The following is a 19,103-nucleotide window of genomic DNA, read 5'->3' as shown; positions in this document are numbered from 1 at the left end:
GATGAGAAAACCCGCATGTGCCGCACTGGCGGTCATGATGAGTCTCTGTTTCTCGCCCTTTTCTCAGGCCGGTCAGGCCTGGGAGAGCTATAAGGCACGCTTTTTAATGCCCGATGGCCGCATCGTTGATACCGGCAACGGCAACGTATCCCACACGGAAGGGCAAGGTTTCGCCATGCTGATGGCGGTAACAAGCGACGATAAAGCGGCGTTTGATAAGCTCTGGCAGTGGACGAACAGTACGCTTGCGAACAAAGAGAACGGCCTGTTTTACTGGCGCTACAATCCCGTCGAACCAGACCCAATTACCGATAAAAATGATGCCACCGATGGCGATACCATGATCGCCTGGGCGTTGTTAAAAGCCGACGCCCGCTGGCATGACAAACGCTACAGCGACGCCTCCGATGCCATCACCAAAGCGCTGGTGGCGCATACGGTGATTCGCTATGCCGGGCAACGCGTGATGCTGCCCGGTGCGCAGGGGTTTAACCTCAACAGCGAAGTGATCCTCAATCCCTCGTACTTTATCTTCCCTGCCTGGCAGGCGTTTGCTGATCGTAGCCATCTGCAGGTGTGGCGCGAACTGATCAAAGACGGACAAACGCTGCTCGCAAAAATGGGCTCGGGTAACGCTAATCTGCCGACCGACTGGGTTTCCCTTTCGGCGGGCGGTAAGTTCACTCCCGCCAAAGCGTGGCCGCCGCGCATGAGCTACGATGCGATCCGCATTCCGCTATATGTTCACTGGTTCAATCCGCAAAGCCCGCTGCTTACACCGTGGCGCAGCTGGTTTGGTCAGTTCAGCCGCGAGAAAACGCCTGCCTGGGTGAATGTCACGACCAATGAATACGCGCCATACATGATGGAAGGCGGGCTTTTGGCGGTACGTGATTTAACGATGGGGCAGCCGATGAGCGAACCGGAGATCACAGCGAAGGATGATTATTATTCGGCGAGTCTGAAGATGCTGGTGTGGGTGTCGGGGCAGTAGCTGTTGTGCGCTCTGGTGCCCTCACCCCGGCCCTCTCCCACAGGGAGAGGGAGAAACCGGACTATTCCTTCTCCCACAGGGAGAGGGAGGTTCCTTCTCTCACAGGGGAGGGAGAAACCGGACAGTCCCCTCTCCCTTTGGGAGGGGGTTAGGGTGAGGGGAAAATGACCGCACCCTACTGTGGATACGGCACCCAATCTCCGCCATTCAACCGAACATACGGCTTATCCTGGTACTGAATCACCACCGCATTGGCGTTTTCAGAGACTGCCGCTGTCTGCGGTAAATCGCTGGTGAGCTGATTCCAGTTCACGCTGTCTTCGACAAACAACTTCCCGTCTACCGCACGTGCCACCAGTTCAGAAATCGCCAGATAGCTGGTTGGCTGAGTGATTTCAATTGGTGCGCCCTGATGCGGCGCTTTCATACCGAAGAACTTAATCCCAGCAGGAACGTTGGTAATGGACGGGCTTGGGATATCGCGCAGGCCAGAAACCTGCATTCTGTCGCCTTTCAGCGCGCCACCGTGTTCTGGTACCACCACCACCATCACTCTGCGGCCTGATTTTTCCAGCTCGGTGAAGAACGCATCCAGCTCATCGAAGAACTTCTGCGCGCGAACCTTGTAATCCGCCGTTTTGCTCACGCCCGGATAGTGGTTCCCGTCGTGCAGCGGCAGGGTATTGTAGAAGGTCGCGCTACGGGCGTTATCTTCTTTGCCGACCGTTTGCAGCCAGCGTTGCAGCGTGGCGGTATCGTCATAAACTGGCGAACCGTCAAAGCCCAGCAGCGGCACCGGTAGGCCCGTTTGGTCCATCAGCGGCGCATGCATCCCGCCGTTTTCACGCACTTCTTTCAGGAAGTCGCCAAACACGCCGTTATGACCCAGCATCAGGTGCTGAGAGAAGCCCAGTTTTTCGAGGTTATCGAACAGGTAGCACTGGTTGCCCGCAGGCTGATACAGGTTTTTATGCGACGGCTGACCGCAACTGGCGCGCAGCAGACGAATCGCCGCCGGGCCGCTATAAGAGGTCGCTGAGTTAAAATCTTTGAACTGAATATCGAAATGCTTCCACAGCGGATGCGACGCCAGTCCGGCAGCATCCACGTCTGCCCATGACAGGGAGCAGATGTTAATCACCAGCAGCTCAAACGGCTGCGCATCGGCGGGCAATGACGCCGGGAATTTGGTCTGACGCTTATCTTCCGCGTTGTAGAAACTGGAAAGCCAGGCGTTAAGATTGGTGGAGGTCGGCGGCGCAGTCTGTGCCGGAATATCGCCAATCACTGCCGTATCTCCAGCGGTAGCGACCGTTGGTGCCGCACTGCCGCCCGTGGTGGTGACGGTCGTCGTCGGTTGACCCGCAGGCCACAAGGAGAAGCTCGGGCCTGCCAGCGTCAGGACGTTCAGCCAGATCATAATCGCGACCACGAACACCGTGACGCGGATCCACTGGGACAGGAACAGCCACGCAATCAGCAGCACGAAAATAGCGCCAATCATCTGCCAGTTGATAAAGCGCTCGGTCAGATCGAGGAGATAATCGCTGCTAAAGCCCGCAACCTGCGAACCCTGGCTCATGATACTTTCCGGGCCAGGCAGCCAGGTATCATGCCAGAACAAGCCGAAACCTACCGGGATCGCCACCCAATGGCGCAGACGGTGCAGCTTCAGGTTTGGAATCGGCATCAGCAAAAATGCCATAAACACCAGGTTCAGCAGCGGATGGAAATTGAGATAGCCCGCCCAGAGCAGGCCAAATTTCACCAGAAAGTAGAAGTTCCAGCCGGAAAGGCCGCGCCAGTACTGCCAAAGCGGCGAAGGTGCCGAAGCGGTATAGGTAGAATTAGTCATGTTTTCGGTTTGCCTTGACGTTTGAAGCCCGTTTCAATGTTCCGGCTGATTTAACATAGCGAGGTTTTGCAAACAGCAGTCTCACCGTATCGCGGGTACGGCGTAATGAATGGCGCGCGTAGTAGCCAAGCGGAAAAAAGATAATCGCGCACAAAATCACGAGTTGAATAATGTCAGTGTTGTTCATGATGATGCTCTCTCCTCTGCATCACTCAGTAACCGCAGCGGCTCAGGAACCCGACGCCAGACGTGCCCATCGTGGGTGGCGTTCAGCACCGGTTTGCTGTCGCTCGCGACCAGCAGCGGTTTTCCCCATTGTTCCGGTTCCAGCATTTTCATCTGCACGATTTCGGCGCTGATCAGGTTGTCTTCGAACCAAATCATGCGATTGGAGAAGATATCTCCGGTCGGCAGCGGGAAGATGTGGTTAAGGGCGGTATCAAGGTCGTTGATGCGACAGAAGGATAAAAATAGTACCAGGCGATTATCGCCAATGGTCATGATATCCCCGGTGCGGTTTGGACGGCATAAGGTCAGCGCTTGCTCGATGCGGATGCCAGGAACTGGACGCAATGCAACCATCACTCCTTTCCCATCAGCCGGTAGCAGCGTGTTGTTCATCATGTTGCTCACCGCGTCGCAGAACGTATCCCACTTCTGATAGCCGCGCAGTTTTAGCGGCTGCGTCATCGAGAGCAGCGTTGAGATGTCTTCCGGCACATGGCGATTAAACTGTTGGCCCTGGATGCTTTCAATCAGCGTCAGACAGCGAGAGAGCGGGGCATTCCACGGGATGACCATGTTTGCGCCGCAGCCCAGCAGCAGCCGTTCATCGGTGGCGCGCAGGCTGGTATTGTTCTCGCGTACGACGATTTTCAGCACGCTACCGCGCTGACGGCGCAGGGTATGGATTTGCCGCGCCATCGACTCAATTTGATTATTTTGGGTCAGCGAAAAGACAATCGTGGCGGCCTGCGTGGTGCGGGCTTCATTAAAGAGTGATTCGTTGGTGTCAAACAAAGACCAGTATTCAGAAAGGGCAGGCGCACCTTCTAATACCGCCACGTGGCTCAGAATGCGTTTTTCATCATTGCGTGGCTGGACGACGGTTTCTTCCTGCTGGGCTAAATGCCACTCGCCATCAATATGCTTCAGCGTGAGCTGTTGTCGTGCACTGACGCCTTTTTCATTGCACCAGAAAGCAATATCGTAAAGATGGCTATCAGTCTGATGTCGGATACTGGCAAGACCAAACAGAGAACGATATTCGCTCATTAAAAATGAGAACTGCTTATCATTATTGCTGCCAGGACTGATAACCAACAGCGTGCAATTTTGATCGCGCGCCCATTTATTGACGTTTTCCAGCCACTGTCGCAATTTTTCGATGGATATATTTTGCCATGCGTTATTCGCGCATTTTAGCACCACTAAATAATGATGAGGATCAACGCTACATTGAATATCGCGGGGCAAAAAGTATAGACCATTGGCCTCATTTGGCATGGAAAATAAGCGGACGTTATCCGGCCCTTGTGTATCAGTAAGGCTAATGATTTTGCGGGGATTCTCACCCATCGTCACAACAGCGACTTTTGCGCTTTTCTCTTGCGCTGCAATTGTTTGATTTACCAGGGTTATGGCATCTTCATTGCGATCCGTACTGATCCACCAGACTCCGCCGGCTGGCATGTGGCGCAATTCATCCCATAATGACTGGATACCAACTGAAAATATGGGGTTCACGATGTCCCTCTTTGCGACTAATTTACCTGTATCTCAGTTTACTAGCGAAAGCACAGAAATAAACCTAACATTGAAATTAAAGACCATCAGATTTAGCATATGAATGAATTTTTGTGGGAAGGAAGCCGTGCTACGTCTGTTGTTCGTTTAGATTTAATAAAGGGATGAAACTAAAATGCATAATAACGAACCAGCAATGCCGGTTGATTCTGGCCTTGGTTACACATTCCAAAACGATTTTTTGGCGTTGAGTCAGGCTTTTTCATTGCCTGAAATAGATTACACCGATATTTCCCAGCGAGAACAGCTGGCGGCAGCGATTAAGCGCTGGCCTTTATTAGCTGAATTTGCCCGTCAACAATAAGGGAGCCATTGATGGCCATACTTGGATTACAGGGCATTCGTGGCGGCGTCGGCACCACGTCAATAACCGCCGCGCTGGGATGGGCATTGCAGATATTGGGTGAATCGGTACTGGTGATTGATGCTTGCCCTGATAATTTGCTGCGCATGTCTTTTAACGTCGATTACGATACGTCTGACGGCTGGGCGCGCGCGCTCCTCGACGGTCGGGACTGGCGTGATACCGCCCAACGTTACACTTCTCAGTTAGATGTTCTGCCTTTCGGCCAACTGACCGCCAGCGAAAAAGAGTCGATGTATACTCGCTTTGGCACGCTGGGCTATTTCGCCGATGCCCTGCAACTGTTGCAGGAAAAAAGCCACTACCAATGGATTTTGCTCGATCTGCCGAGCGGATTCTCGCCGCTCACTCGCCAGCTCATTGAACACTGCGATCACACGCTCACCATCGTTAACGCCGATGCCAACTGCCATATTCGCCTGCATCAACAGGTATTGCCGAACGGGGCGCATATTCTGATCAACGATTTACGTCTGAGCAGTCAAATTCAGGACGATTTGTATCAGGTCTGGCTGCAAAGCCAGCGCCGCCTGCTGCCGATGGTGATTCATCGCGATGAAGCTCTGGCCGAATGCCTGGCGTCCAAGCAACCTCTGGGTGAATACCGTAGCGATTCGCTGGCGGCTGAAGAGATCCTCACCCTGGCGAACTGGTGCTTGCTGCACTATACCGGTCGCCCGGAGCCCGCTGGAGGGCACCTATGAGTCGGCTGTCCAACTGGTTGCTCATCCCACCCGTTAGCGCGCGCTTAAGCGAGCGTTACCATAATTATCGTCGTCACGGTTCGTCCGCATTTAGCGCCGCGCTCGGCTGTTTCTGGATGATTCTGGCGTGGATGTTTATCCCGCTTGAACACCCGCGCTGGCAGCGTATTCGCGCACGTCATCGCGAGTTGTATCCGCATCTTGATCCTGACCGTCCACGGCCTCTCGATCCTGCGCGTTACGCTATTCAGGCTCTGTGGCTGATTGCGAGCAGCCCGAAGCAGGAAAAATCCACACCACGCTGGCGCAGCGCGGGTCGCTTTAAGAATCTGCGTGGTCGTTACCATCAGTGGCTGGAAGATCTGCCGTCGCGCGTCAGCGACCAGACCAGCCATCTGGATAAGCAAAAAGAGCTGGGGCATCTGCACCCCACATTGCGGCGAGTTATCCTTGGGGTGATCGTCGTTTTCTCGCTCATTCTGGCGCTGGTGTGTATCACTCAGCCGTTTAACCCGCTGGCGCAGTTTATCTTCCTGATGCTGCTGTGGGGCGTGGCGTTGCTGGTGCGGCGTATTCCTGGGCGTTTCTCGGCGCTGATGCTGATCGTGCTGTCGCTGACCGTTTCCTGCCGCTACATCTGGTGGCGCTACACTTCCACGCTGAACTGGGATGATCCGGTCAGTCTGACCTGCGGTTTGATTCTGCTGTTCGCGGAAACCTACGCGTGGATCGTGCTGGTGTTGGGCTATTTCCAGGTCGTCTGGCCGCTGAATCGCCAGCCGGTACCGTTGCCAAAAGACACCACGCAGTGGCCGTCGGTGGATATTTTCGTTCCGACCTATAACGAAGATCTGAGCGTGGTGAAAAACACCATTTATGCGTCGCTCGGCATCGACTGGCCGAAAGACAAGCTCAATATCTGGATTCTGGACGACGGTGGTCGCGAGGAATTTCGCCAGTTTGCCGACAGCGTCGGGGTGAAATACATCGCTCGTACCACGCATGAACATGCGAAAGCCGGGAACATCAACAACGCGCTGAAGTACGCCACGGCTGAATTTGTCTCGATTTTTGACTGCGACCACGTGCCGACGCGCTCGTTCCTGCAAATGACGATGGGCTGGTTCCTGAAAGAGAAGCAGCTGGCGATGATGCAGACCCCGCACCACTTCTTCTCACCGGACCCGTTTGAACGTAACCTCGGGCGTTTTCGTAAAACGCCGAACGAAGGCACGCTGTTCTACGGCCTGGTGCAGGACGGGAACGACATGTGGGATGCCACCTTCTTCTGCGGTTCCTGTGCGGTGATTCGCCGTAAACCGCTGGACGAAATTGGCGGTATCGCTGTCGAAACGGTCACTGAAGATGCGCACACCTCTTTGCGTCTGCACCGTCGCGGCTACACTTCGGCCTACATGCGCATTCCGCAGGCGGCGGGACTGGCGACCGAATCCTTATCGGCGCACATCGGCCAGCGTATTCGCTGGGCGCGAGGCATGGTGCAAATCTTCCGTCTTGATAACCCACTGACGGGCAAAGGGCTGAAACTGGCCCAGCGGTTGTGTTACGTCAACGCCATGTTCCACTTCTTGTCCGGTATTCCGCGGCTGATCTTCCTGACCGCGCCGCTGGCGTTCCTGCTGCTGCACGCGTACATCATCTTTGCTCCGGCGCTGATGATTGCTCTGTTCGTTCTGCCGCACATGATCCACGCCAGCCTGACGAACTCGAAGATTCAGGGCAAATATCGCCATTCGTTCTGGAGTGAAATCTACGAAACGGTATTGGCCTGGTATATCGCTCCGCCGACGCTGGTGGCGCTGATTAACCCGCACAAAGGTAAATTTAACGTCACCGCCAAAGGTGGCCTGGTGGAAGAGGAGTATGTCGACTGGGTAATCTCCCGTCCGTACATTTTCCTCGTGCTGCTGAATATTGTCGGCGTGCTGGTGGGGATTTGGCGCTACTTCTACGGCCCGGAAAACGAAGTGCTGACCGTGTTCGTCAGTCTTGCGTGGGTCTTCTACAACCTGATTATTCTCGGCGGCGCGGTGGCGGTGTCGGTAGAAAGCAAACAGGTGCGCCGCGCACATCGCGTCGAAATCTCCATGCCAGCGGCGATTGCCCGTGAAGATGGCCATCTGTTCTCCTGTACCGTTCACGATTTCTCCGACGGCGGTTTAGGCATCAAGATCAACGGCAACGCAAAAGTGCTGGAAGGGCAGAAGGTGAAATTACTGCTCAAGCGCGGCCAGCAGGAGTACGTATTCCCGACGCAGGTCGTGCGTGTGTTGGGCAATGAGGTGGGTCTGCAGTTGATGCCGCTGACTAAGAAACAACATATCGATTTTGTGCAGTGTACGTTTGCCCGCGCGGATACGTGGGCGCTCTGGCAGGACAGCTTCCCGGAAGATAAACCGCTGGAAAGTTTGCTGGATATTCTGAAGTTGGGGTTCCGTGGTTATCGCCACCTTGCAGAATTTGCTCCGTCGTCAGTGAAAATTATTTTCCGATCACTTACCTCGCTGGTTTCCTGGGTGGTGTCGTTTATCCCTCGTCGCCCTGAGCGGGATGAGGCGGAACAACAACCGGACCCGGTTATGGCTCAACAATGATGATAACGCGATGAAAAGAAAACTTTCCTGGATGTGTGCTGTGGCGGTTGGGATGAGTGCGCTGCCCGCAATGATGGCTCAGGCAGCGCCTGATAATTCACCTGCACCGACCGTACCAGTCGTCGCGCAAGCGGACGAGGCGGTTGCGACCGCCGCGCCTGCGCAAACTGAAAACGTGGTGCCTAACCAGCCAACTGAAGGCAATACGCTTCCGGGAACGCCGACGGGTGCTCAGGCGGTGGGCCAGGTGATGCCGGGCGTGAAGGGGGCGAACGCACCGATTGTTGCGGATAACACGCCATCGCGTGACGTGAAACTCACTTTCGCGCAGATAGCGCCGCCTCCGGGCAGTATGGTTCTGCGCGGCATCAACCCGAACGGTGGCGTTGAGTTTGGTATGCGCAGCGATGAAGTGGTCTCCAGCGCGCTGCTGAATCTGGAATACACGCCGTCGCCATCCCTATTGCCGGTGCAGTCGCAGCTGAAGGTCTATCTCAACGACGAACTGATGGGTGTACTGCCGGTCACCAAAGAACAGCTGGGACAAAAAACGCTGGCGCAGGTGCCGATCAACCCGCTGTTTATCACCGACTTTAACCGCGTGCGCCTCGAATTTGTCGGCCATTATCGTGACGTCTGTGAAAACCCGGCCAGCAGTACGCTGTGGATGGACGTCGGTCGCAACTCCTCCCTGAGCATGACATACCAGACGCTGGCGGTGAAAAACGATCTCTCCGCGTTCCCAATCCCGTTCTTTGATCCACGCGACAATCGCCCGTTAACGCTGCCGATCGTGTTCGCGGGTTCGCCGGATATTGCCCAACAGCAGGCGGCGACCATCGTCACCTCCTGGTTTGGTTCTCGTTCCGGCTGGCGCGGTCAGACCTTCCCGGTGCTGTTCGACCAACTGCCGGAAAGAAACGCCATTGTGTTTGCCACCAACGACAAACGCCCGGCGTTCCTGCGCGATCATCCTGAGGTGAAAGGGCCGACCGTCGAAATGATGAGTCATCCTGATAAACCGTATGTGAAGCTGTTAGTGGTCTTTGGTCGTGATGACAAAGATCTGTTGCAGGCCGCGAAAGGTATTGCGCAGGGTAACGTTCTGTTCCGTGGCAACAGCGTTGCCATTGGCGAAGTGAAACCGCTGCTGGCGCGTAAACCTTACGATGCGCCGAACTGGATCCGCACCGATCGCGCCGTGACGTTTGGCGAGCTGAAAACGTATGAGGAACAGCTCCAGTCAACGGGCCTCGAACCTTCAGCGATTAACGTCTCGCTGAATCTGCCGCCGGATCTGTATTTGCTGCGCAGCAACGGGATCGATATTGATCTGAACTACCGCTATACCGCACCGCCGACCAAAGACAGCTCGCGGATGGATATCAGCCTGAACAACCAGTTCCTGCAATCCTTCCCGCTGACCAGCAGCCAGGACACCAACAAATTGCTGCTGCGCCTGCCGGTACTTCAGGGGCTGCTGGACGGTAAAACGGACGTCTCCATTCCGGCACTGAAACTGGGCGCGGTGAATCAGCTGCGCTTTGATTTCCAGTACATGAACCCAATGCCTGGCGGGTCGGTGGATAACTGCATCACCTTCCAGCCGGTGGCGAACCATGTGGTGATCGGTGACGATTCCACGATCGACTTCTCGAAGTATTACCACTTTATCGCCCTGCCGGATCTGCGCGCGTTTGCCAACGCCAGCTTCCCGTTCAGCCGCATGGCAGACCTGTCTGAAACCATTGTCGTGATGCCAAAAACGCCAAACGAAGGCCAGGTCTCGACGCTGCTCGATGCGATGGCGTCCGTGGGTGCGCAAACCGGATTACCGGCGATTAACGTTACCTTGACCGATGATGGCAGCCAGATTCAGGGCAAAGATGCCGACATCATGGTCATCGGCAACATCCCGGATAAACTGAAAGACGACAAACGTATCGACCTGCTGGTCCATGCAACCGAATCCTGGGTTAACACGCCGCTGCGCCAGACCGACTTCCCAAGCATCATGCCGGATAAAGCCGACCGCGAAGCCAGTGTTCAGACCAACGTCAGTTCACAAGGCCCGATGGCGGCGATTGTCGGCTTCCAGTCTCCGTATAACGATCAGCGCAGCGTTATCGCGCTGCTGGCGGACAGCCCGCGCGGTTATGAATTGCTGAATAGCGCAATGAATGACAGCGGCAAGCGTGCCGCCATGTTTGGTTCGGTGTCGGTGATTCGTGAATCCGGCGTCAACAGCCTGCGCGTCGGCGATGTTTACTACGTCGGTCACCTGCCGTGGTTCGAGCGCCTGTGGTATGCCCTGTCCAACCACCCGGTGCTGTTAGCGATATTCGCGGCAATCAGCGTTGTGCTGCTGGCATGGGTCATGTGGCGTCTGCTGCGTATCATCAGCCGTCGTCGTCTGCATTCGGATCGTGAGTAACGGGCGATGAAAGCGTTTCGCTGGTGTGTGATGGCAATTATGGTAATGGCGGCGGCGAACGTTCGCGCCGCCTGCACCTGGCCGGCCTGGGAGCAGTTTAAGAAGGACTACATCAGCGAAGGAGGGCGCGTCATTGATCCCAGTGACGCGCGCAAAATCAGCACCTCCGAAGGGCAAAGCTACGCGCTGTTCTTTGCCCTCGCGGCAAACGACCGTAAGACCTTTGATCTTCTGCTCGACTGGACGCGCGACAACCTTGCACAGGGCGATCTGAGCCAGCATCTTCCCGCCTGGCTGTGGGGACAAAAAGAGAAAAACAGTTGGGCGGTGATCGACAGCAATTCGGCATCAGACGCCGATATCTGGATTGCCTGGTCGCTGCTGGAAGCGGGGCGTTTATGGAAAGCGCCGGACTACACCGCCACCGGAAAAGCGCTGCTCAAGCGCATTGCCCACGAAGAAGTGGTCAAAGTGCCTGGACTGGGTTTAATGTTGCTGCCCGGTAAAATCGGTTTTGCCGAAGAGACTTCCTGGCGCTTCAACCCAAGCTATCTCCCGCCACAGTTGGCGAACTATTTCACCCGTTTTGGCGCACCCTGGACCACGCTTCGTGAAACCAATTTGCGCCTGCTGCTGGAAACCGCGCCAAAAGGGTTCTCACCTGACTGGGTGCAGTATCAAAAAAATAAGGGCTGGCAGCTGAAGCCAGAAAAAACGTTTATCGGCAGTTACGATGCGGTTCGCGTGTATCTCTGGGCGGGCATGTTGCACGACCGGGACCCGCAGAAAGCGCGACTGCTGACACGTTTTAAACCCATGACCACGCTTACAACGAAAAAAGGCGTTCCGCCGGAGAAAGTCGATGTCGCCAGCGGTAAAACCACGGGTGATGGCCCGGTCGGTTTCTCTGCTTCGCTGCTGCCGTTTTTACAGGATCGCGACGCACAAGCGGTACAACGCCAGCGCGTGGCCGATCGTTTTCCCGGTAACGACGCCTATTACAGCTACGTGTTGACTCTGTTCGGACAAGGATGGGATCAGCACCGTTTTCGCTTTACCGCAAAGGGTGAATTACACCCTGACTGGGGCCAGGAATGCGCAAGTTCTCATTAAGTTTACTCAGTTTATCGCTCGGCTTAACGCTGATGCCGCTGGCGCAAGCCGCCAATTCTCCGCAACAGCAACAGCTGCTGGAACAGGTTCGTCTCGGCGAATCGACCCACCGCGAAGATTTGGTTCGCCAGTCGCTGTACCGTCTGGAGCTTATCGATCCGAATAATCCAGATGTGATCGCCGCGCGTTTCCGCTATTTGTTGCGGCAGGGCGATAACGCCGGAGCGCAAAAAGAGTTAGACCGTCTCAAAGGGCTGGCCCCGAGTTCCAGTGCCTATAAATCCTCGCAAAATGCGATGCTGCTCTCGACCCCGGAAGGGCGTCAATCGTTGCAACAGGCACGCCTGCTGGCGACGACTGGCCATACGCAGGAAGCCATCGACGCGTACGACAAAATGTTTGCCGGGAATCCTCCTGACGATGCTCTGGCGACAGAATACTGGACGGTGGTCGCGAAAAATCCGTCTCGCCGTAGCGAAGCGATTGATCATCTCCGACGCCTCAACATCAGTAATCCTGGCAACACGGATCTGCAAAACACGCTGGCGCAGCTACTGTTCCAGAGTGGACGCCGCGATCAGGGATTTGCTGTGCTTGAGCAGATGGCAAAATCGAATTCCGGGCGCGAAGCGGCCTCCAGTCTTTGGTATCAGCAGATCAAAGATCTTCCCGTTAGCTCGGCCAGCGTCAAAGCATTGCAGGATTACCTGCAGGTGTTCAGCGCGGGCGATAACGTGACCGCCGCGCGTTCGCAGCTTGAAGCTCAACAAAAACAGCTGGCCGATCCGGCCTTCCGCGCCAAAGCCGAAGGGCTGGCCGCCGTGGAAGCAGGAAAAGGTGGCGCAGCGGTTTCGGACCTGCAACAGGCGGTCAGCGCTAACCATGCCGACAGTGAAGCGGTGGGCGCACTCGGACAAGCCTATTCTCAGCGCGGCGATCGTGCTCGCGCGGTGGCGCAGTTTGAAAAAGCGATCGCTCTCGATCCGCAGAGCGACAATCGGGGTAAATGGGACAGTCTGCTGAAGGTGAACCGCTACTGGCTGCTGATCCAGCAGGGTGATGCGGCGCTGAAGGCGAACAATGTTCCACAGGCGGAACGCTACTATCAGCAGGCGCGTAATATCGACAACACCGACAGCTATGCGGTGCTCGGCCTCGGTGATGCCGCCGTGGCGCGCAAAGATAACGCTGCCGCCGAGCGTTTTTATCGTCAGGCCTTGCGGATGGACAGCGGCAACAGCAATGCGGTGCGCGGGCTGGCGAATATTTATCGCGCCGAATCACCCGAAAAAGCCGACCAGTTTATCCGCTCGCTTTCTGCCAGCCAGCGCCGCAGCATTGATGATATCGAGCGCAGCCTGACCAACGACAGATTATCTGCCCAGGCGGAACAGCTGGAAAATGAGGGCAAATTTGCGCAGGCAGCCGAAATTCAGCGTCGTCGTCTGGCGCTTTCTCCGGGCGATGTGTGGATAACCTATCGCCTGTCGCGCGATCTCTACAGCGCCGGGCAGCACAGCCAGGCGGACACGCTGATGCGCCAGCTGGCCAGCCAAAAGCCCGCCGACCCGGAACAGGTTTATGCCTACGGGTTATACCTCTCCGGCAACAGTCAGGATCGCGCCGCGCTCGCGCATCTGAATACCCTCCCACGCGAGAAGTGGAACGGCAACATTCAGGAACTGTCGGACAGATTACAAAGCGATCAGGTGCTGGAAACGGCCAATCGCCTGCGTGATAGCGGCAAGGAGCGCGAGGCGGAAACGCTATTACGCCAACAACCGCCGTCCACTCGTATCGAGCTAACGCTGGCGGACTGGGCGCAACAGCGTGGGGATAACACCTCGGCGAAAGCGGCGTACAACGCCGTCCTGCAACGCGAAGCGCAAAACGAAGACGCGCTGCTGGGCCTGGCGGAAGTGTATATCGCGGAAGGCAACAAAGACGCGGCCCGCGCTGAACTGGCGAAACTGCCGGCCGGGCAGAACGGCGAAGCGCCATCGATCAACATGCAGCGCCGCGTGGCGCGCGTGCAGTCCGATCTCGGCGATACTGCCGCTGCGCAGCAGACCTTCAACAAAATTATTCCGCAGGCGAAATCGCAGCCGCCGTCGATGGAAAGCGCGCTGGTCCTGCGCGATGCGGCCAACTTCCAGGCGCAAAGCGGTCAGCCGCAGCAGGCGCTGGATACTTACAAAGATGCGATGGTGGCCTCTGGCGTCACCACGACGCGTCCTGCAGATAACGACAGCTTTACCCGCCTGACGCGTAATGACGAAAAAGACGACTGGCTGAAACGCGGCGTGCGCAGCGATGCGGCCGATCTCTACAAGCAGCAGGATCTGAATGTCACCCTGCAACATGACTTTTGGGGTTCGAGCGGAACGGGTGGCTATTCCGACCTGAAGGCCCACACCACCATGCTGCAGGTGGACGCGCCGCTGTCGGACGGGCGGATGTTCTTCCGTAGCGATATGGTGAACATGGATGCCGGTTCGTTTGATACCAAAGATGGCACCTACGATCCGAAATGGGGCACCTGTGCGGCGACGCCGTGCAGCGGCAACACCAGCCAGAAACAGAACGGCGCAAGTGTGGCCGTGGGCTGGCAGAATAAAACCTGGGAGATGGATATCGGCACCACGCCGATGGGCTTTGACGTCGTCGATGTGGTTGGCGGTCTGAGCTACAGCAACGATCTCGGCCCGATTGGTTACACCCTGAATGCCCATCGTCGTCCTATCTCCAGCTCATTGCTGGCCTTTGCCGGACAAAAAGATCCCAATACCGGCACCACCTGGGGCGGCGTGCGCGCTACGGGCGGTGGCGTGAGCGTCAGCTACGACAAAGGCGAAGCCAACGGCGTCTGGTCAAGTCTGAATATGGACTCTTTGCAGGGCAAAAACGTCGAGGACAACTGGCGTATCCGCTGGATGACCGGCTATTACTACAAGCTTATCAACGACAATAACGAGCGCCTGACGGTGGGCGTATCAAATATGCTCTGGCATTACGATAAAGACCTGAGCTCTTATTCTCTGGGACAGGGCGGCTATTACAGCCCGCAGGAGTACGTCTCCTTCGCGCTGCCGGTTACCTGGCGTAAACGCACGGAAAACTGGTCATGGGAGCTGGGCGGTTCGGTCTCCTGGTCGCATTCCAAAACCAAAGACGGGATGCGCTATCCGATTCAGGGTCTGATTCCGAACGATAACTACGATGCGAACGATGAGCTAATGTATTCCGACAAGAAAGAGCCGGAAAAAGGCAGCAGCTCGTCCGGAACCGGCTATACCGCGCGGGCGATTATCGAACGTCGCGTGACGTCGAACTGGTTTGTCGGTCTTGGTGTTGATATCCAGGAGGCCAAAGATTACACCCCGAGCCATGCGCTGATTTACGTGCGCTACTCTGCGGCGGGCTGGCAGGGCGATATGGACTTGCCTCCGCAACCGCTTATCCCTTACGCGGACTGGTAACGGAATTATCCATAATAGAATTCTTAGCCTCTCTTAAAAGCGCCGCAATCGGGTATACTCTGCCGGGAATAGGGTAACGTTTTGTTACCCTATGCTTCGGGTTTTGTGGAGAGTCAATTTGCGTGTCAGCCGTTCTTTAACTATCAAACAAATGGCGATGGTTTCAGCCGTCACTATGGTGTTTGTATTCATCTTTTGCGTTATTTTGCTGTTTCATTCCGTACAGCAGAATCGCTACAACACGGCTTCGCAACTGGAAAGTATTGCCCGATCGGTCCGTGGACCGCTGTCTGCCGCCATTCTTAAAGGGGATATCCCCGAAGCAGAAACTATCATACAGCGCATTCAGCCAGCGGGGATCGTAAGCCGCGCGGATGTGGTGTTACCCAATCAATTCCAGGCGCTGCGGATGAGCTTTATTCCCGAGCGTCCGGTTCCGATGATGACCATGCGCTTATTTGAGCTGCCGGTACAAATCTCGCTCCCGCTCTATTCCCTCGAACGCCCGGCTAACCCTCAGCCGCTGGCCTATCTGGTGTTGCAGGCCGACGCGTATCGTATGCATAAGTTTGTCATGAGCTGGATTTCCACGTTAGTGACCACTTACTTACTTTTGACGCTGATCCTCACCGTGGCTCTGACCTGGTGCATCAACCGGCTGATCGTCCACCCGCTGCGTAAAATTGCCCGTGAACTGGATAATTTGGCGCCGCAGGACCAGGTCGGACACCAGCTCACACTGCCGCGCCTGCACCATGACGATGAAATCGGCATGCTGGTGCGCAGTTACAATATCAACCAGCAGCGCCTGCTGCGTCAGCACGATGAGCTGAACAGCAATGCGACCCGCTTCCCGGTCTCCGAACTGCCTAACAAAGCCTTCCTGATGGCTCTGCTGGAACAAACTGTCGCACGCCAGCAAACCACCGCGTTGATGGCTGTCGCCTGTGAAACCTTGCAGGATACGGCGGGCGTACTGAAAGAGAGCCAGCGTGAAATTCTGCTGCTCACGCTAGTGGAGAAAATCAAGTCGGTGCTGGCACCGCGCATGGTTCTGACTCAGGTGAGCGGCTACGACTTCGTTATTCTGGCCCACGGCGTGAAAGAGCCGTGGCACGCGATTACATTAGGTCAGCAAGTGCTCACTGTCATTAATGAGCGCTTACCGATTCAGGGCATCCAGTTGCGCCCGAGCGCCAGCATTGGTCTGGCGATGTATTACGGCGATCTGACGGCAGAACAGCTTTATCGTCGCGCGTTCTCCGCCGCCTTCACTGCGCGTCGTAAAGGCAAAAACCAGATTCAGTTCTTCGAGCCGGAACAGATGGAGAAGGCGCAGCAGCGTCTGACAGAAGAGAGCGATATCCTCACTGCGCTGGATAACGACCAGTTTGCGATCTGGCTCCAGCCGCAGGTCAACCTGGCGACGGGCGAGGTGAAAAGTGCCGAAGCGCTGCTGCGTGTGCAGCAGGCGGACGGCTCCTGGGAGCTGCCTGAAGGGCTTATCGAGCGCATTGAATCCTGCGGTCTGATGGTGACGGTGGGCTATTGGGTACTGGAAGAGGCATGTCGGCAGCTTGCAGCCTGGCAAGAGCGTGACATCAACATGCCGCTGTCGGTGAACCTCTCGGCGCTACAGCTGATGCATCCGACGATGGTCTCGGAGATGCTGGAGCTGATCAATCGTTACCGTATCAAGCCCGACACGCTCATTCTGGAAGTCACGGAAAGCCGTCGTATTGACGATCCGAACGAGGCGGTGAAGATTTTAAAACCGCTGCGTAACGCCGGTATTCGCATCGCGCTGGATGATTTCGGCATGGGCTACGCGGGCTTACGCCAGCTCCAGCACATGAAAACACTGCCGGTGGATGTGCTGAAAATTGACAAAACCTTTGTCGAAGGACTGCCGGACGACAGCAGCATGGTGGAAGCCATTATCCAGATGGCACGCAGCCTGAATCTGCACGTCATTGCCGAAGGCGTTGAAACTGAAGCTCAGCGCGACTGGCTGGCACAGGCGGGCGTCGAAAGCGGTCAGGGATTCCTGTTTGCGAAAGCCGTTCCAGCGGAAGAATTCGAAAAACGTTACTTCTGTGAAGACAAGAGTGACGACAATCCCCACGCAAAAGTCTAACTTTGTTGCTGGCTTGTACGAGTCAGCACACAGTTTTTAACATTCATGTTTCAAATTTGATCTAAGTTCATTTCTGTCATGTTTTACGGGTGTTATTTTAGAGCCGCAGGAAAGCATTACCCATAAGAATCCTGTGGTTTTTCTTCCCAAGGACACCCTATGAAAACCTCCATCTTTAAAAGCCTTTACTTTCAGGTCCTGACAGCGATTGCCATCGGTATTCTGCTTGGCCATTTCTACCCTGAACTGGGCGCTCAAATGAAACCGCTTGGCGATGCCTTCGTTAAGCTCATCAAAATGATCATCGCGCCCGTTATTTTCTGTACCGTGGTGACCGGTATCGCTGGCATGGAAAGCATGAAGGCGGTGGGTCGGACCGGTGCAGTTGCGCTGTTGTACTTTGAAGTGGTCAGCACCATCGCGCTGATTATCGGGCTGATTATTGTGAACGTGGTACAGCCGGGGGCGGGGATGAACGTCGATCCTTCGACGCTCGATGCGAAAGCCGTCGCCGTTTACGCCGAGCAGGCGAAAGACCAGGGCATTGTCGCCTTCCTGCTGGACGTCATTCCCGGCAGTGTGATTGGCGCCTTCGCCAGCGGGAATATCCTGCAGGTGCTGCTGTTCGCCGTGCTGTTTGGTTTTGCCCTGCATCGCCTGGGCAGCAAAGGGCAGCTGATTTTCAACGTCATTGAAAGCTTCTCGCAGGTGATTTTCGGCATCATCAATATGATCATGCGTCTCGCGCCTATCGGTGCGTTCGGGGCGATGGCCTTTACCATCGGTAAATATGGCGTCGGCACCCTGGTGCAGCTCGGTCAGTTGATTATCTGCTTCTATATCACCTGTATTCTGTTTGTGGTCGTGGTGCTGGGCAGTATTGCGCGTGCGACGGGCTTTAGCATTTTCAAATTCATCCGCTACATTCGCGAAGAGCTTCTGATTGTGCTGGGGACCTCGTCCTCCGAATCGGCGCTGCCGCGTATGCTCGATAAGATGGAAAAACTGGGCTGCCGTAAATCGGTGGTGGGGCTGGTCATTCCGACCGGGTACTCGTTTAACCTGGACGGGACGTCGATCTACCTGACGATGGCCGCGGTGTTCATCGCCCAGGCGACCAACAGCCACATGGATATCTTCCATCAGATAACCTTGCTGGTGGTGCTCCTGCTTTCTTCGAAAGGGGCGGCGGGCGTGACGGGCAGCGGGTTTATCGTCCTGGCGGCGACCATTTCGGCGGTGGGGCATCTTCCGGTGGCGGGCCTGGCGCTTATTCTCGGGATTGACCGCTTTATGTCTGAAGCCCGCGCGCTGACTAACCTGGTCGGTAACGGTGTGGCGACAGTGGTGGTCGCGAAATGGGTCAAAGAGCTGGACCACAAAAAACTCGACGATGTACTAAATAATCGCGAGCCAGAGAGCAAATCCCACGGTTTATCCTCATAAATTCAGCACTTATGCCCGTTCGCCCTTGTCGGGAAGCGGGCTCCTGCGCATAATAACTGCTCATACCTGTCATACTTCGATAAGATTTTTTTCGGGTATATTTCACTTCTCGCCGTGACGTTTAGCCGAACACGCGGTCTAATCGAAGTGTTTGAA

General features: G+C 55.8%; 12 protein-coding genes. 9 read left to right on the top strand and 3 right to left on the bottom strand.

Features of this window, described 5'->3' with window-relative positions; all coding sequences use genetic code 11:
• Position 1 precedes the first annotated feature (1 nt).
• Positions 2-994: a glycosyl hydrolase family 8 gene (locus C3708_RS12150; RefSeq protein ID WP_095283838.1), complete on the top strand. Its 993-nt coding sequence runs from the start codon at positions 2-4 to the stop codon at positions 992-994.
• Positions 995-1,169: 175 nt separating this feature from the next.
• On the opposite strand, the gene bcsG is transcribed toward C3708_RS12150, so the two are convergent.
• The 3 genes from bcsG to bcsE are packed head-to-tail and all read right to left on the bottom strand — an operon-like array spanning position 1,170 to position 4,595.
• The gene (bcsG, locus tag C3708_RS12145; protein WP_095283837.1) at positions 1,170-2,849 is read right to left on the bottom strand and encodes a cellulose biosynthesis protein BcsG; all 1,680 of its coding nucleotides are present in this window, start codon (positions 2,847-2,849) and stop codon (positions 1,170-1,172) included.
• On the bottom strand, positions 2,842-3,036 hold the full coding sequence (gene bcsF / locus C3708_RS12140; protein WP_095283836.1) for a cellulose biosynthesis protein BcsF: 195 nt from the start codon (positions 3,034-3,036) through the stop codon (positions 2,842-2,844). The genes bcsG and bcsF overlap by 8 nt, the downstream gene beginning before the upstream one ends.
• Positions 3,033-4,595 carry a cellulose biosynthesis c-di-GMP-binding protein BcsE gene (gene bcsE, locus C3708_RS12135; protein ID WP_095283835.1) on the bottom strand — a complete coding sequence of 521 codons (1,563 nt, stop codon included), beginning with the start codon at positions 4,593-4,595 and terminating at the stop codon, positions 3,033-3,035. The genes bcsF and bcsE overlap by 4 nt, the downstream gene beginning before the upstream one ends.
• A 175-nt stretch (positions 4,596-4,770) precedes the next feature.
• Here bcsE and bcsR point away from each other — a divergent pair, with 175 nt between their 5' ends.
• From bcsR to dctA, 8 genes are all read left to right on the top strand, one after another.
• Positions 4,771-4,959 carry a cellulose biosynthesis protein BcsR gene (bcsR, locus tag C3708_RS12130; protein WP_095283834.1) on the top strand — a complete coding sequence of 63 codons (189 nt, stop codon included), beginning with the start codon at positions 4,771-4,773 and terminating at the stop codon, positions 4,957-4,959.
• An 11-nt stretch (positions 4,960-4,970) separates the two neighbouring features.
• Entirely contained in the window at positions 4,971-5,723 is a 753-nt protein-coding gene (gene bcsQ, locus C3708_RS12125; RefSeq protein WP_095283833.1) for a cellulose biosynthesis protein BcsQ, read from the top strand.
• Positions 5,720-8,338: a UDP-forming cellulose synthase catalytic subunit gene (gene bcsA, locus C3708_RS12120; RefSeq protein WP_103949436.1), complete on the top strand. Its 2,619-nt coding sequence runs from the start codon at positions 5,720-5,722 to the stop codon at positions 8,336-8,338. Before bcsQ ends, bcsA begins: the two co-directional genes overlap by 4 nt.
• 10 nt (positions 8,339-8,348) lie before the next feature.
• Complete coding sequence (bcsB, locus tag C3708_RS12115) at positions 8,349-10,772, top strand: cellulose biosynthesis cyclic di-GMP-binding regulatory protein BcsB (RefSeq protein ID WP_095283832.1); 2,424 nt, start codon at positions 8,349-8,351, stop codon at positions 10,770-10,772.
• Between the two features lie 6 nt (positions 10,773-10,778).
• A complete protein-coding gene (bcsZ, locus tag C3708_RS12110; RefSeq protein WP_103949435.1) occupies positions 10,779-11,885 on the top strand; it encodes a cellulose synthase complex periplasmic endoglucanase BcsZ in 1,107 nt (368 codons plus the stop codon).
• A complete protein-coding gene (gene bcsC / locus C3708_RS12105; protein ID WP_103949434.1) occupies positions 11,867-15,364 on the top strand; it encodes a cellulose synthase complex outer membrane protein BcsC in 3,498 nt (1,165 codons plus the stop codon). The genes bcsZ and bcsC overlap by 19 nt, the downstream gene beginning before the upstream one ends.
• 118 nt (positions 15,365-15,482) lie before the next feature.
• A complete protein-coding gene (gene hmsP, locus C3708_RS12100; RefSeq protein WP_207765890.1) occupies positions 15,483-17,501 on the top strand; it encodes a biofilm formation regulator HmsP in 2,019 nt (672 codons plus the stop codon).
• 159 nt (positions 17,502-17,660) lie between these two features.
• Positions 17,661-18,947, top strand: coding sequence for a C4-dicarboxylate transporter DctC (gene dctA / locus C3708_RS12090; protein ID WP_095283827.1), 1,287 nt, complete (start codon positions 17,661-17,663; stop codon positions 18,945-18,947).
• Positions 18,948-19,103 lie beyond the last annotated feature (156 nt).

The sequence above is a fragment of the Lelliottia sp. 7254-16 genome, from assembly GCF_002922995.1.
Lineage (GTDB): Bacteria > Pseudomonadota > Gammaproteobacteria > Enterobacterales > Enterobacteriaceae > Enterobacter > Enterobacter jeotgali.
This window is presented reverse-complemented; position numbering and strand designations above follow the sequence as displayed.